The organism is Micromonospora sp. WMMD710 (genome assembly GCF_029626045.1).
Lineage (GTDB): Bacteria > Actinomycetota > Actinomycetes > Mycobacteriales > Micromonosporaceae > Micromonospora.
On sequence record NZ_JARUBD010000001.1, the window covers coordinates 3,730,982 to 3,744,677 of the forward strand.

Sequence of the window (13,696 nt, forward strand, 5' to 3'; positions counted from 1 at the left end):
GCGCGGGCGGGGCCCGGCGGCCTCAGTGCAGGCCGACGCCGCGCCGTTGGGCGGTACGGATCAGGCGGTTGACCAGCTTCGGATACTCCAGGCCGGAGGCCGCCCACATCCGCGGGAACATCGACGTCGGGGTGAACCCGGGCATCGTGTTGATCTCGTTGAGGTAGACGTCCAGCTCGGGGGTGACGAAGAAGTCGGCCCGCGCCAGACCGGCGCAGTCCAGGGCGGTGAACGCGCGGACGGCGTACTCCTGCACCTGGCGGGTCACCTTGTCCGGCAGCCCGGCCGGGATGTCGTACTCGCACGAGTCGTCGAGGTACTTCGCCTCGAAGTCGTAGAAGTCGTGGTCGGCGACGACGCGCACCTCGGCCAGGACGGACGCCTCGGGCGCGCCGCCGGCCTCGCCCTCCAGCACACCGCACTCGACCTCGCGGCCGACGATGGCCGCCTCGATGATGACCTTGGGGTCGAACTGTCGCGCGGTGGCGACCGCCGCGTCGAGCTGCGCCCAGTCGGTGACCCGGGTGATGCCGAACGACGAACCGGCCCGGGACGGCTTCACGAAGACCGGCAGGCCGAGCCGGTCCTTGTCCTGCTCGCTGAGCGTCATCCCGTTGCGCAGCACCGCGTACGGGCCGACCGGGATGCCCTCCACCGCGCAGAGCTTCTTGGTGAACTCCTTGTCCATGGCGGCGGCGGAGGCGAACACGTTCGCGCCCACGTAGGGGATGCCGGCCATCTCCAGCATTCCCTGGATGGTGCCGTCCTCGCCGTACGTGCCGTGCAGCACCGGGAAGACCACGTCCACGTCGGCGAGCACCCGGGGGCCCTCGGTCGGGTCGAGCACCATCAGCCCGTTGCCGGTGGGGTCGGCGCGCAGCACGACGTCGTCGCCGGAGTCGGAGGTGATCTCCGGCAACTGGCGGGCGTTGATCGCGAGCTGGGCGGGATCGCCGCTGGTCAGCACCCACTGGCCGGCCCGGGTGATGCCCACCGGCACCACCTCGTACTCGTCCGGGTCGAGTGCGCTGAACACGCTGCCGGCGCTGACGCAGGAGATGCCGTGCTCCGGGCTGCGGCCGCCGAAGACGATCGCCACACGGGTCTTGCCTGGGGTGGTCACTCCGGTCACCTCTTCGTACGCGACTGCGGCTGGTCGTGCTCGCCGGTGGCGCTCACCCGGTTGACCTTACTGTGCGTGGCGATAGGCCGAGGCGATACCCGGCGAGCCACGGCAAGACACGGCAATCGGTCAACAGAGCATATACGGTGCGTGACGGTAGATCCTCCGCGCGGGTCTGCTCAGTCCCGGGAGTGCCGGCGGCCGACCGCTATCACCTTGACCCGCTGTCGGCCGGCGCGGACCATGCCCAGCGCCATGAAGGCCCCGGCGATCCGGTCGGCGGCCTCCCGACTGCTGGCGCCCACGACCTGCCGACGCCGCTCGGGGGCGGTCCGCTCGTTGCGCTCGATGCCGTCGACGGCACGGACGTCGGTGAGCACCACCAGGAAGCGGGTCATCCCCGGCCGCCCGGACGCACGGCAGGGGGCTGCGGACCGTCACGCACGTCGTCTCCTTCCGGTGGGCGGGGATGGCTGCGGCACGCGGCGATCGGGCACGGGGGAGAAACCCGATCACCGCGCGCCCCATCCCCTCCGGTCGCTCACCACCACCGTCGCCACGACAACCGGCGGTGAGGACGCCATGACAGATTGACACGTGTACAGCCGTGAATGCAACTCTCATCGACGTTCTCTCATGCAGACGTTCCCACAAATGTGTGCGACCATCGATGCATGGCCCCGAAGACCGCCCGTGCCCGCCGGCTCGGTATCGCCCTGCGCCACCACCGGGAAGCCGCCGGGCTGACGTTGGAGACCGCCGCGGATGAGATCAACAGCACCCGCAGCACCCTCTCCCGGTACGAGAACGCCCAGACGCTGATCACCCCGGCCACCGTCCGCGCCCTGCTCACCTCGTACGGGGTGGCCGCCGAGGAGGTGGCATCGGCGGTGCAGCTCGCCAAGGACGCCCGCAAACCTGGCTGGTGGGTGTCGTACTCGTACCTGCTGGACCCCCGCACCATCGACTTCATCGCCCTGGAGGCGGAGGCGACCGCCATCGCCAACTTCGAGCCCTCGGTGGTGCCCGGCCTGTTGCAGACCGCCGACTACATCCGCGGGGTCATGCGCGGCGGCCCACACACCCTCGGCGACGACCTCGTGGAGCAACGGGTCAAGGTCCGGCTCGACCGCCAGCAGCGGCTCACCGGTGACGATCCGCCGATCCTCGACGCGATCATCGACGAGGGCGCACTGCTGCGCCCGGTCGGCGACCAGTCGGTGATGGACGGGCAGCTACGCCACCTCGTCAAGATGGCCGAGCTGCCGAACATCACCGTCCAGGTGATCCCGCTCTCCGCCGGCTACCACCGGGGCACCCGGGGTTCACTGCACATCCTGGAGTTCGCCGACCCGGAGGACCCGATCATCGCCTCGGTGGAGACCGTCGCCGGCCAGATGATCCTCGACCGGGCCGGCGAGACGCGTACCTGCACCAAGATCATGGAGCACCTGCGCAGCGTGGCGCTCAGCCCGGCGGACAGCCGGGCGATGCTCCTGTCAGTCCTGAAGGGACGGTAGGACCGATGACACCGACGATCACAGCGGCCTTGGCTGCGGCGGCGTGGCGCAAGAGCAGCCGCAGCGGCGACGAGGGCGCCTGCGTGGAGGTGGCCGCGATCCCGCGGCTGGTGGCCGTCCGCGACTCCAAGGACCCCGCCGGCCCGGCCCTGCTGTTCGCCCCGGCCGCCTGGGCGGCCTTCGCCCAGGCGCCGCCCCTCGGCTGACCGGTCCCCCGGCGCGCGCCGGTCGACACCGCGCTGGCCGTCCGGGCCACCGCACGGGCCGTCGACCGGCGCACCGCGGGCGCTCGACGGCCGCCGGCTCAGGCGACCAGCGGACGGGACTCCGGCACGGGGCGCAGCGCCTCCAGGGCGGCGATCGCCACGCCCCGGGCGCCGGCCATGTCCCGCTCCGGCACCAGGGCGAAGGTGGCCACCGCCGCCTGCTCCTCCCGGAGCACGGTGTGCTCGCGGACCGTCGCCAGGAACCAGTCGCGGAACTCCGGTGCCGCCTCCACCACCCCGCCCCCGACGAAGTACGCGTGCGGATCGGTGAAGTTGGCCGCCACGGTGAACAGCCGGCCCAACGCCATGGCCTGCTGGGTGAAGAGGTCCCGGGCCAGCGCGTCCCCGCGCTCGCCGTACCCCCGGACCAGCTTCGCCGCCCGGGCCACCGGCTCGGCGGCCAGCGGATGGTCGGGGTAGCGGGTCAGCCAGTACGGCAGCAGGTTGTGCTCGATACCGGTCAGCGAGGCGACGCTCTCCACGTCGCCGGTGAAGCCGCAGGCACAGTCGGGCTCCGGCTGCCCCGGGCCGAGCAGTCCGTTCAGAGGGATGTGCACGTGGCCGAGTTCCCCGGCCATCCCGGCGGCGCCGGCGATCACCCGCCCGCTCTCGACCACCCCGCCGCCCAGCCCGGTGCCGACGATCGCGGCGACCGACGACCGGTTCATCGCGTCGGCGCCGAAGAACACGTGGTGGGCGTAGAGCGCCGCCGCGTTGCCGTCGTTGTGGTAGATCACCGGTAGGCCGAGACGCCGCTCCAGCGCGCCCCGCACGTCGAAACCGCGCCAGGCCGGCTGGGAAAAGTTGGTGGAGCCACGCGACGAGATGACGCCGGCGGCGCTGGCCGGGCCGGGCGTGTCCAGCCCCACCGCCTGGACCAGCTCCCGCGGCACCCCGGTGTGCGCCAGGGCGCCGTCCAGTGCCCGGGCGAGCGCCTCGATCGCCGCCTCCGGCCCCTCGCGCACCTCGCTGGGGATCTCCAACAGCCCGTCCACCAGGAACCGGCCGTCCACCGTCAGCACGGTGGCGTTGTTGCTGGTGCCGCCGTTGTCCAGCCCGACGACCACCGGCACCCCTGCGCTGCCCACCGAAACCGCCTCCCGCCCTCATGAGTGTGAGCCGAGGCTAGTGCCACGCCCTCTCCCCCGCCACGCCGCCCACCGCAGCCCGGCCGGGGGTACCGGCCCTGCGGCGGTGACACCCCTGAAGTGCTGTCCCCAACCCCAGAGCCCCAGAGCGCTGGTGGACCGGTTCAGCCGGGGCGGCGGGCGGTCACCACGGTGGCGTCCAGGTCTTCGTCGTGCCGCACGTTCGGCACCAGCCCGGCGGCGCTGAACGCGGCGCAGAGCGCGTCCACCTGCGATTCGCCGGCCTCGACCGCCAGGTGTCCACCGGGGGCCAGCCAGACGGCCGCGTCGACGCCCACCCGGCGCAGCACGGTGAGCCCGTCCGGGCCGCCGTCGAGCGCCACGGGGGCCTCGTGCAGCCGTGCCTCCGGCGGCATCAGGGCCACCGCGTCGGTCGGCACGTACGGGGCGTTGGCGACCACCAGGTCCAACTGACCGCGCCAGCGCGGCGGCAACGGGGCGAACAGGTCCCCCTCGAACACCTCGGCGGCCAGCCCGGCGAGGTTGCGGCGGGCGCACGCCACCGCCGCCGGGTCGATGTCGGCGGCGGCCAGCCAGCGCGGAGCGAGCCGGTGCGCCAGCGCGACCGTGGTGGCCCCGGAGCCGCAGCAGAGGTCGACCACGGCCGGGGCTGGACCGGTCAGTGCGGCCGCCGCGTCGACCAGCAGGGCCGTCCGACCGCGCGGCACGAACACGCCCGCGTCGACGGCGATCCGCAGCCCGCAGAACTCCGCCCAGCCGAGCAGGTACTCCAGCGGCTCGCCGGCCACCCGACGATCGGTCAGGTCGGCCAGCGTCGCCGGATCATCGGTGGCCGCCAGCAGCAGGTCCGCCTCGTCCTCGGCGTAGACGCAGCCGGCGGCACGCAGCCGGCCCACGAGGGCGGGTCGATCGGTGATTGTCATCAGACCCCGGAGACCGGCCCGGCGGTGTCCAGCGCGGCCGCGATGTCGGCCACCAGGTCGGCGGTGTCCTCCACGCCGCAGGAGAGCCGCACGAAGCCGGGGGCCGTGTCGTCGCCCCACTGGGCCCGCCGGTCGGCGGTGGTGTGCAGGCCACCGAACGAGGTGGCCGCCGCCACCAGCCGGGCAGCCTCCACGAAACGGCTCACCCGGTCGGCGTCACCCAGGTCGAACGACAGCACCCCGGGCATCCGGCGCATCTGCGCCGACGCCACCGCGTACGCGGGGTCGTCCGGCCGCCCCGGCCAGCGCACGCCGGTCACGTCCGGCCGGCCGGCGAGCAGGTCGGCGACGGCGGCGGCGTTCGCGCTCTGCCGGGCCAGCCGCAGGTCGAGGGTCGCCAGCGACCGGTGTGCCAGCCAGGCGTCGAACGCGCCGGGCACGGCCCCGGTGGTGGTACGCCAGAGCGTCACCGCCTCGATCAGGTCGGCGGACCGGCTGGCCAGGTAACCCAGCAGCACATCGGAGTGGCCGGTGAGCGCCTTGGTGCCGGAGGCGACCACCAGGTCGGCGCCGAGGTCCAGTGGTCGCTGCCCGAGCGGGGTGGCGGTGGTGTTGTCCACCGCGAGCAGCGCGCCGGCGGCGTGCGCCCGCTCCGCCAGGGCCGCCACGTCGACCACGTCCAGGCCCGGGTTGGCCGGCGTCTCCACCAGCACCAGCCGGACGCCCTCCAGAGACGGGTACGGCCCGACGGTCGGCACGAAGACCACCCGGACGCCGATCGTCTCCAGCACCGCGGTGGCGAACGCCCGGACCGGGAAATAGCCGTCGCTGGGCAGCAGCACGGTGTCCCCCGGGCGGAGCAGGGTGAACAGCATGCCGGTGATGGCCGCCTGGCCGGTGGCGAAGACCCGGCAGTCACCGCCCTCCAACTCGCCCACGGCCGACTCCAGGAGACGTCGGGTCGGGTTGTCGGGTCGGCCGTAGCCGTTCGGCGAGCCGGCGGGGCCCTGCCACGGGTCGAGGTGGTACGGCGCGGCGAAGACCGGCCCCGGCAGGAACGGATCCCCCGGCGCCGGTTCGGGCAGTCCGGCGCGTACGCAGCGGGTGCCGTCGCCCAGCTCGGTCATCGGGTCCTCACTCGTACGACTCGGGTTTGGCGGTCCGGCTCATCAGGGTCTCCACGGCCAGGCGAGGGTCCATCCCCTCGTGGCAGATCCGCTCGACGTGCTCGGTGATCGGCATCTCCACGCCGTGCGCGCGGGCCAGGTCGCGGATCGCCAGGCAGCTCTTCACGCCCTCGGCGGTCTGCCGGGTGGCGGCCTGGGCCTGCTCCAACGTCTCGCCCCGACCCAGGTGCTCACCGAAGGTGCGGTTGCGGGCCAGCGGGGACGAGCAGGAGGCGACCAAATCACCCATGCCGGCCAGGCCGGCGAAGGTGATCGGGTCGGCACCGAGCGCCACACCCAGGCGGGCCGTCTCGGCCAGGCCCCGGGTCATCAGCATGGCCCGGGTGTTGTCGCCGAAACCCATCGCGGTGGCGATGCCGTACGACAGGGCGATCACGTTCTTGACCGCGCCGCCCAGCTCGCAGCCGATCACGTCGTCGTTGGTGTAGGGGCGCAGGTAGGGCGTCCGGATCGAGGACTGCACGAGCACGGTGCGGTCACTGTTCGTTCCGGCGACCACGGTGGCGGCCGGCTGCTCGGCGGCGATCTCCGGGGCCAGGTTCGGACCGGAGACGACCACCACCCGATCGGCGGCCACGCCGGCGGTCTCGACGATGACCTCGCTCATCCGCTTGGTGGTGCCGAGCTCGATGCCCTTCATCAGCGACACCAGGGTCGCCTCGGGGTGCAGGTGCCCGGCCCACTCGGCGAGGTTGCCCCGCAGGGTCTGCGACGGCACGGCCAGCACCACCAGCTCGGCGCCGGTGATCGCCTCGACGGCGTCGGCGGTGGCGGTGACCCGGGCCGGCAGCAGCAGGTCCGGCAGGTACTCCGGGTTGCGGCGCTCGGCGCGGATGCTCTCGGCCACCGGCGCGCGGCGGGCCCACACGGTCACGTCCCGCCCGGCATCGGCGAGGATCTTGGCGAACGCGGTGCCCCAGGAGCCGGCACCGAGCACCGCGACGTGGCCGCTCATGCGGCTTCGCCCTGCTGGGGCTGGGCGGACGGTCGGGCCGGTCGTTCCCACAGCGGCGGCGGGGTGCCGCCACGGATCTCGACGAGCATGTCCCGCAAACGCAGCATGATGGCGTCCGTCATCTCCTCCAGGGTCGCCCGGGTCGGCGGGGCGTCCGCCCACCGGCTCAGGTCGACAGGTTCCCCGGCGACCACCGTCACCGGGATCCGGGGGCGCAGGTTCAACCGGCTGGTCCGCGGGTCGAAGATCCGCTCCGGCCCCCACATCACCAGCGGCACCACCGGCGCGCCGGTGGCCAGCGCCAGCCGGGCCGCGCCGGTCTTGGCCTTCATCGGCCACAGCTCCGGCTGCCGGGTGGTGGTGCCCTCCGGGTAGATCACCACGGCGCCGCCCTCGTTGAGCGCGGCGACCGACCTGTCCAGCGAGCGGACCGCGTCCACGCTGCCGCGCTCGACCGGGATCTGCAGGCAGCGGTGCAGGATCCAGCCGACCACCGGCACCCGGAACACGCTGGCCTTGCCCAGGTACTGCGGCCAGCGCCCGGAATCGTAGACGAAGTGCGCGGAGACCAGCGGGTCGGCGTGCGAGATGTGGTTCGCGACGACGATCACGCCCCGGTCGGTGGCGAGGTGCTCCTGGCCGCGCCAGGTACGCCGGGTCCACACGGTCATCACCGGCTTCACCAGCCCCACGGCGAACCGTTGCCAGAACCCCAGCCTCCGCCGTGCCACTGTGCCTCCTCATCGCGCCCCGACCCGCCGCGAGCACCGCCCGCGACACCCGCAGCGGAAATCATGCCTGCTCGCCCCCGGTACGGCCAGCGAGGGTCCCACCGTCCGGCTGGCAGGATTGCGGACGTGAGTCAGCCGAGGTGGGCCGTGGTGGTGCCGGTGAAGCGTCTCGCCGCCGCGAAGAGCCGGCTGCGGGGCGCGCTGCCGGGCGTACCGCACGAGGAGCTGGCACTGGCGCTGGCGGCCGACACGCTCCGCGCGGTGCTGGCCTGCCCGGCGGTCGCCGAGGTCCGGGTGGTCACCGACGACGCCCGGGTGGCCGCGGTGGCCCGGGCCACCGGTGCTCGGGTGCTGGCCGACGAGCCGGACTCCGGCCTGAACGCCGCGTTCCGGCACGGCGCGGCGGCCGGGCCCGCCGGCTGGGTGGCGGGGCTCACCGCCGACCTGCCGGCGCTGCGCCCGGCCGAACTGGCCGCGGCGCTGCTCGCGGCGGAAAAGCCCGCGGCGGAATCGCCCGGGCCGCTGCTCGCGGCGGAATCGCCCGGGCCGCTGCTCGCGGCGCAGACCGGTCGGGACGGGGTACGCCGGTTCGTGCCGGACGCGCCCGGCGGCGGGACCGTGCTGCTCACCGCGGCGCCCGGCGTCGCGCTGGATCCGCGCTTCGGGGTGGGCTCGGCAGCGGCGCACGCGGCGAGCGGGGCGCTGCCGCTGACCGGCGACTGGCCCAGCCTGCGCCGCGACGTGGACACGGCGGCGGATCTGAGCGCCGCCGCCCGGCTCGGGCTCGGGCCGCGCACGGCGGCGCTACTCGACGCCGGCTGCCCGGCCGCCTCCGCGAGCTGACCCACCGGTGTACGGTGCCAGCATGCAAGGCACGGTGGCCAGCTACAACGCGGCGACGCGCAGTGGCGTCCTGCTGCTCGACGACGGCACCGAGCTGCGTTTCCCCGCGCGGGCGTTCGATGCGTCCGGGCTGCGGCTACTGCGGCTCGGCCAGCGGCTGCACATCGACACCGATCCCGACGGCGAGGTCGTCCGGGTGACATTGCCGACGATGATCTGAGCTGGCGGGGCCAAGTTCATTTTGCGTTAACCCGAATCGGGTGATTATGAGCGGGTGAGCACCCCTCGCGAGCACCCGGCCACCCCTCCCGCCACCGACCCCCTGAACGGCACCCGCATCCGCGGTGCCGACGGCCGCTTCCGCCCGTCCCGAGCTGAACGCGCCGGCGCCGCCCGCGCCGACACGCTCGGCGACGACCCGGGCGCGGCCTCCTCCGGGCTGGACGAGGTCCTCGACTCCGCCGGCACGCCGACCGAGACGGACGGTCCGGCCGCCGGTGGAGTCCAGCCCACCCTGACCGGTGGCGTCGAGGAGGACGACGAGGCGTCGGCGCCCCCGCCGCTGCCGGAGGACCGGTTCCTCAACCGGGAGCTCTCCTGGCTCGACTTCAACGCGCGGGTGCTCGCGCTCGCCGAGGACCCGCGCACGCCGCTGCTGGAACGGGCCAAGTTCCTCGCCATCTTCGCCAGCAACCTCGACGAGTTCTACATGGTGCGCATCGCCGGGCTGAAGCGGCGGCTCTCCGCCGGCCTGCCGGTACGCGGCGGGGACCGGCTGCCCCTGCGTACCCAGCTGGAGCTGATCGCCGAGAAGACCGCCGAGCTGGTCGCCCGGCACGCCGCCTGCTTCGTCGACGACGTGCTGCCCAAGCTGGCCGACGAGAGCATCCGCATTCTGCGCTGGGCCGAGCTGGGCGATCCCGAGCGGGAGCGGCTGCGCACCTACTTCCGGGAGCACATCTTCCCGGTGCTGACGCCCCTCGCGGTCGACCCGGCGCACCCGTTCCCGTACATCTCCGGGCGGTCACTGAACCTGGCGGTGGCGGTCCGTGACCCGGACGGCGGCTCCGAACTGTTCGCCCGGGTGAAGGTGCCGAACAACGTCCCCCGCTTCGTCCGGGTGGACCGGGACCAGCCGGGCGTCCGGATGCTGCCGGTGGAGGACCTGATCTCGGTGCACCTGGGGCAGCTGTTCAGCGGCATGCAGGTGGTCGAGTGCCACCTGTTCCGGGTCACCCGCAACGCCGAGGTGGAGGTCGACGAGGACCGCGACGAGGACCTGCTCCAGGCCCTGGAGCGGGAGCTGGCCCGGCGCCGGTTCGGCCCGCCGGTCCGCCTCGAGGTCGCCGCGTCGATCTCCGACCACGTGCTGGAGCTGCTCGTCCGCGAGTTGGACATGGACGACCAGGACGTGCTGCGGGTGCCCGGGCTGCTGGACCTGTCCGCGCTGTGGCAGGTGTACGGCGAGGCCGACCGGCCGGATCTCAAGGACCCGCCCTTCGTACCGGCCACCCATCCCCGTCTCGCCGAGGGCGAGGTGCCGCGCAGCGTCTTCTCCACGCTGCGCGACGGTGACATCCTGGTGCACCACCCGTACCACTCGTTCGCGACGAGCGTGCAGCGCTTCATCGAGCAGGCCGCCGCCGACCCGAACGTGCTGGCCATCAAGCAGACCCTGTACCGGACCAGCGGTGACTCGCCGATCGTGGACGCGCTCGTCGACGCGGCCGCCGCCGGCAAGCAGGTGGTGGTGCTGGTGGAGGTGAAGGCCCGCTTCGACGAGGTGGCCAACATCGGCTGGGCCCGTACGTTGGAACGCGCCGGCTGCCACGTGGTGTACGGCCTGGTGGGGCTCAAGACGCACTGCAAGACCGCGCTGGTGGTGCGGCAGGAGGGCAACCAGATCCGCCGGTACTGCCACATCGGCACCGGCAACTACCACCCCAAGACCGCCCGGTTGTACGAGGACTTCGGCATGCTCACCGCCGACCCGGAGATCGGTGCCGACCTCACCGACCTGTTCAACGTCCTCACCGGCTACAGCCGGCAGACCGCGTACCGTCGGCTGCTGGTCGCGCCGCAGGGCATCCGCAGCGGCCTCATCGAGCGCATCGAGCGGGAGATCTCGCACGTCCGCCTCGGCATGCCCGGCCTGGTCCAGTTCAAGGTCAACTCGCTGGTCGACGAGGGCGTGACCGACGCGCTGTACCGGGCGTCCCAGGCCGGTGTGCACGTCGACCTGCTCATTCGGGGCATGTGCACGCTGCGCCCGGGGGTGCCGGGGCTGTCGGAGAACATCCGGGTCCGCTCGATCCTGGGCCGGTTCCTGGAGCACTCCCGGATCTTCCGGTTCGGCAACAACGGCGAGGCCGAGTTCTGGATGGGCTCGGCGGATCTCATGCACCGCAACCTGGACCGCCGGGTGGAGGCGCTGGTGCAGGTGAGCGACCCGATCGCCCGAGCCGAGTTGGATCACGTGCTGACCGCCGCGATGAGCCCCGACGTGGACGCGTTCGAGCTGGCCGGCGACGGCACCTGGACCCGGCGTACCAGCGGCGACGAGGCGGCCCGGGCGCACCTGCAGGAACTGCTGCTGCGCCGCGTCGGTGGCACGGCCGGCTGACCGATCGCGGCATAGGGTGAGCTGATGGTGGAGGAGGAGCAGAAGTACGAGGTGGACGACACCTTCGTACTGCCGGACCTGTCCGCAGTGGCCCCGGCCGGCGGTCGGGTCCGGTCGCTGCCCTCGGTGACGCTGGTCGCCCGCTACCTCGACACGGTCGACCTGCGGCTGGCCCGGGCGGGCGCGTCGTTGCGGCACCGCAGGGGCGACGAGCTGCCGTGGACGGTGAAGCTGCCCACCGGCACGCCCGGCGTCCGGCACGAGGTGTCCCGCCCCGGGCCGAAAGGGCAACCGCCGCCGGAACTGGTGGAGCTGGTCACCGCCCTGCACCGGGGCGCGCCGCTGGCACCGGTGACGGTCGTCCGCACCGTGCGGCACGCTCACGAGGTGTGCGACCGGGCCGGCACGGTGCTCGCCGAGGTGGTGGACGACCGGGTGACCGTGCTCGACGACGCCGGCACCACCACCGGCGGCTTCCGCGAGCTGGAGGTGGAACTCAAGGCCGGTGACCGGGAACTGCTGGACCGGGCCGGCGCGGTGCTGCGGGAGGCCGGCGCCCGGGGCGGTTCGTTCGTCCCGAAGCACGTCCGCGCACTGGGCGCGGCGGCACAGGCCGAACCGGACCTGGTCGGGCCGGCCGGGCTGCCGTCCGACCCGAGCGCCGGCGACGTGGTGACCGAGGCGGTTCGCAAGGAGGTACGCCGGCTGCTGGCGCACGATCCGCTGGTGCGGCTGCGCGCTCCCGCCGCCGGCGGCGACACCGCCGTGCACCAGATGCGGGTGGCCTGTCGGCGGTTGCGCAGCGACCTGCGCACCTTCAAGCCGCTGGTGCGCAGGAGCTGGGCCCGGCCGCTGCGCGACGAGCTGCGTTGGATCGCCGGGGTGCTCGGCGCGGCCCGCGACGCCGAGGTCCTGCGGGAGCGGTTACGGCGTACCGCTGGCGCCGACCCGCTCAGCCCGCTCGACCCGGCCGCCGTGGACCGGCTGGACGAGGCGCTCGCCGCGCGGCAACGGGTGGCGCACACCGCGATCGACGAGGCGTTGCGCTCCCCGCGTTACCTGGCCCTGGTCGACGCGCTGGTGCTGGCGGCACGCGCGCCCCGGCTCACCGGCCGGGCGGCGAAACCGGCCGCGCGGGCGCTGCCCAAGCTGGTGGCCCGCCCCTGGCGGCGGCTGAGCGGGCCGGGGGGCGTCGACGGGCTCGACCCGTCCTCGCCCGACGAGCGCTGGCACGCCGTCCGTAAGCAGGGCAAGCAGGCCCGGTACGCGGTCAACGCGGTGTCCCCGGCGGTCGACACGGCCGCACGGAAGCTGTCCCGCGCGCTGGCCGGCGTGCAGGACGTGCTCGGCGAACACCAGGACGCCGCCGTGGCGGCGGAGACCTGGTTGGAGCTCGCCGCCGAGCGGCCGGACGACCACGAGCTGGCGGTCACCGCCGGGCGGCTGGCCGAACGGGAACGGGAGTCGGTGCGCCGGATGCGGGCCCGCTTCCCGGCCGCGTGGCACCGGGCGACCCGACGGCGGCGGACCCGTTGGCTGCCGTGACCGGCATCCGGGCGGCCGGCGGGGTGGCCTGGCGGCCGTCCGACGACGGCGTACGGGTCTGCGTCGTGCACCGCCCCCGCTACGGCGACTGGACGCTGCCGAAGGGCAAGCTGGAGCCCGGCGAGCACCCCCTGGCCGCGGCGGTCCGCGAGGTGGCCGAGGAGGCCGACGTACGGGGCGTGCCGCAGGTACGGCTGCCCTCGGTGCGCTACCGCAGTGAGGGCCAGGCCAAGCTTGTCGACTACTGGTCGATGCTCGCCGTGGCCACCGGTGGCTTCCAGCCGGGCACCGAGGTGGACGACATGCGGTGGCTCGCCGTGGACGACGCGATCCGGCTGGTCAGCTACCCGCACGACGCCGAGGTGTTGGCCGCGTTCGCGGCGCTGCCGCCGGTGACCGCGACGGTCGCGCTGGTCCGGCACGCCCATGCCGGCAAGCGCGCCACCTGGTCCGGCCCCGACACGGCGCGCCCCCTGGACGCCGAGGGCTGGGCCCAGGCGTCCGCCCTGGCCGGCCTGATCGCCCTGGTCCGGCCGGACCGACTCGTGTCCGCGTCACCGCGGCGCTGCGTGCAGACCCTCGATCCGGCCGCCGCGCTGCTCGACCTGCCCATCGAGATCTGCGGCGACCTGGACGAGCCCCAGCCGGGCCAGCAGGCCGACGAACAGGTGCTCGCCACCGCCGCCCGGGTGCTGGAGTTGGCCCGCGCCGGGGGGCAGGCGGCGGTGTGCAGCCAGGGCAAGGTGCTGCCGGGCGCGTTGGAGCGGTTGTCCGGTCGCGCCGACGAGGACTTCACCACGCCCAAGGGCGGCGGCTGGCTGCTCGCCTTCACCGCCGACCGGCTGCTCGCCACCGACCGCCTGTAGCCGAC

At 73.9% G+C, this 13,696-nt stretch carries 14 protein-coding genes; 7 read left to right on the plus strand and 7 right to left on the minus strand.

Translation table 11 applies throughout. The annotated features are described in order from the left end of the window. Window positions 1–22: 22 nt before the first annotated feature. Entirely contained in the window at window positions 23–1,123 is a 1,101-nt protein-coding gene (locus O7620_RS17110; RefSeq protein ID WP_278123769.1) for a D-alanine--D-alanine ligase family protein, read from the minus strand. Between the two features lie 179 nt (window positions 1,124–1,302). Then, complete coding sequence (locus tag O7620_RS17115; protein ID WP_151489780.1) at window positions 1,303–1,521, minus strand: hypothetical protein; 219 nt, start codon at window positions 1,519–1,521, stop codon at window positions 1,303–1,305. A gap of 276 nt (window positions 1,522–1,797) precedes the next feature. On the opposite strand from O7620_RS17115, the gene O7620_RS17120 reads away from it, so the two are divergent. Together O7620_RS17120 and O7620_RS17125 are read left to right on the plus strand one after the other, a co-directional pair. Then, the gene (locus tag O7620_RS17120; protein WP_151489781.1) at window positions 1,798–2,643 is read left to right on the plus strand and encodes a helix-turn-helix transcriptional regulator; all 846 of its coding nucleotides are present in this window, start codon (window positions 1,798–1,800) and stop codon (window positions 2,641–2,643) included. A 5-nt stretch (window positions 2,644–2,648) separates the two neighbouring features. Beyond that, the gene (locus O7620_RS17125; protein ID WP_151489782.1) at window positions 2,649–2,849 is read left to right on the plus strand and encodes a DUF397 domain-containing protein; all 201 of its coding nucleotides are present in this window, start codon (window positions 2,649–2,651) and stop codon (window positions 2,847–2,849) included. A gap of 98 nt (window positions 2,850–2,947) precedes the next feature. Here the strand turns inward: O7620_RS17125 and O7620_RS17130 are convergent, their stop codons facing one another. The 5 genes from O7620_RS17130 to O7620_RS17150 form a co-directional block, all read right to left on the minus strand. Then, a complete protein-coding gene (locus O7620_RS17130; RefSeq protein ID WP_278123770.1) occupies window positions 2,948–3,997 on the minus strand; it encodes an ROK family protein in 1,050 nt (349 codons plus the stop codon). Window positions 3,998–4,161: 164 nt separating this feature from the next. After that, the gene (locus tag O7620_RS17135) at window positions 4,162–4,941 is read right to left on the minus strand and encodes a putative protein N(5)-glutamine methyltransferase (protein WP_278123771.1); all 780 of its coding nucleotides are present in this window, start codon (window positions 4,939–4,941) and stop codon (window positions 4,162–4,164) included. After that, the gene (locus O7620_RS17140; protein WP_278123772.1) at window positions 4,941–6,068 is read right to left on the minus strand and encodes a cystathionine gamma-lyase; all 1,128 of its coding nucleotides are present in this window, start codon (window positions 6,066–6,068) and stop codon (window positions 4,941–4,943) included. The genes O7620_RS17135 and O7620_RS17140 overlap by 1 nt, the downstream gene beginning before the upstream one ends. A 7-nt stretch (window positions 6,069–6,075) precedes the next feature. Next, window positions 6,076–7,083, minus strand: a complete 1,008-nt coding sequence (locus O7620_RS17145; protein ID WP_278123773.1) for an NAD(P)H-dependent glycerol-3-phosphate dehydrogenase — start codon at window positions 7,081–7,083, stop codon at window positions 6,076–6,078. After that, window positions 7,080–7,814 (minus strand): lysophospholipid acyltransferase family protein, encoded by a 735-nt coding sequence (locus O7620_RS17150; protein WP_278123774.1) that lies wholly within the window; start codon window positions 7,812–7,814, stop codon window positions 7,080–7,082. The genes O7620_RS17145 and O7620_RS17150 overlap by 4 nt, the downstream gene beginning before the upstream one ends. Before the next feature lie 126 nt (window positions 7,815–7,940). On the opposite strand from O7620_RS17150, the gene O7620_RS17155 reads away from it, so the two are divergent. Genes O7620_RS17155 through O7620_RS17175 form a run of 5 tightly spaced genes read left to right on the plus strand, consistent with a single transcriptional unit; the run spans window position 7,941 to window position 13,691 of the window. Beyond that, window positions 7,941–8,657: an NTP transferase domain-containing protein gene (locus O7620_RS17155; RefSeq protein ID WP_278123775.1), complete on the plus strand. Its 717-nt coding sequence runs from the start codon at window positions 7,941–7,943 to the stop codon at window positions 8,655–8,657. Between the two features lie 22 nt (window positions 8,658–8,679). Then, the gene (locus O7620_RS17160) at window positions 8,680–8,877 is read left to right on the plus strand and encodes a cold-shock protein (RefSeq protein WP_278123776.1); all 198 of its coding nucleotides are present in this window, start codon (window positions 8,680–8,682) and stop codon (window positions 8,875–8,877) included. A 54-nt stretch (window positions 8,878–8,931) separates the two neighbouring features. After that, window positions 8,932–11,280: an RNA degradosome polyphosphate kinase gene (locus O7620_RS17165; RefSeq protein ID WP_278123777.1), complete on the plus strand. Its 2,349-nt coding sequence runs from the start codon at window positions 8,932–8,934 to the stop codon at window positions 11,278–11,280. Between the two features lie 24 nt (window positions 11,281–11,304). Then, window positions 11,305–12,825 (plus strand): CYTH and CHAD domain-containing protein, encoded by a 1,521-nt coding sequence (locus O7620_RS17170; RefSeq protein ID WP_278123778.1) that lies wholly within the window; start codon window positions 11,305–11,307, stop codon window positions 12,823–12,825. After that, window positions 12,813–13,691 carry an NUDIX hydrolase gene (locus O7620_RS17175; protein WP_151489792.1) on the plus strand — a complete coding sequence of 293 codons (879 nt, stop codon included), beginning with the start codon at window positions 12,813–12,815 and terminating at the stop codon, window positions 13,689–13,691. The genes O7620_RS17170 and O7620_RS17175 overlap by 13 nt, the downstream gene beginning before the upstream one ends. The last annotated feature ends 5 nt before the right edge of the window (window positions 13,692–13,696 follow it).

Coding starts and splice junctions, on each gene's coding strand:
- O7620_RS17115 (WP_151489780.1), bottom strand. CDS start 1,521: ATGACCCGCTTCCTGGTGGTGCTCACCGACGTCCGTGCCGTCGACGGC.
- O7620_RS17120 (WP_151489781.1), top strand. CDS start 1,798: ATGGCCCCGAAGACCGCCCGTGCCCGCCGGCTCGGTATCGCCCTGCGC.
- O7620_RS17125 (WP_151489782.1), top strand. CDS start 2,649: ATGACACCGACGATCACAGCGGCCTTGGCTGCGGCGGCGTGGCGCAAG.
- O7620_RS17135 (WP_278123771.1), bottom strand. CDS start 4,941: ATGACAATCACCGATCGACCCGCCCTCGTGGGCCGGCTGCGTGCCGCC.
- O7620_RS17140 (WP_278123772.1), bottom strand. CDS start 6,068: ATGACCGAGCTGGGCGACGGCACCCGCTGCGTACGCGCCGGACTGCCC.
- O7620_RS17145 (WP_278123773.1), bottom strand. CDS start 7,083: ATGAGCGGCCACGTCGCGGTGCTCGGTGCCGGCTCCTGGGGCACCGCG.
- O7620_RS17160 (WP_278123776.1), top strand. CDS start 8,680: ATGCAAGGCACGGTGGCCAGCTACAACGCGGCGACGCGCAGTGGCGTC.
- O7620_RS17170 (WP_278123778.1), top strand. CDS start 11,305: ATGGTGGAGGAGGAGCAGAAGTACGAGGTGGACGACACCTTCGTACTG.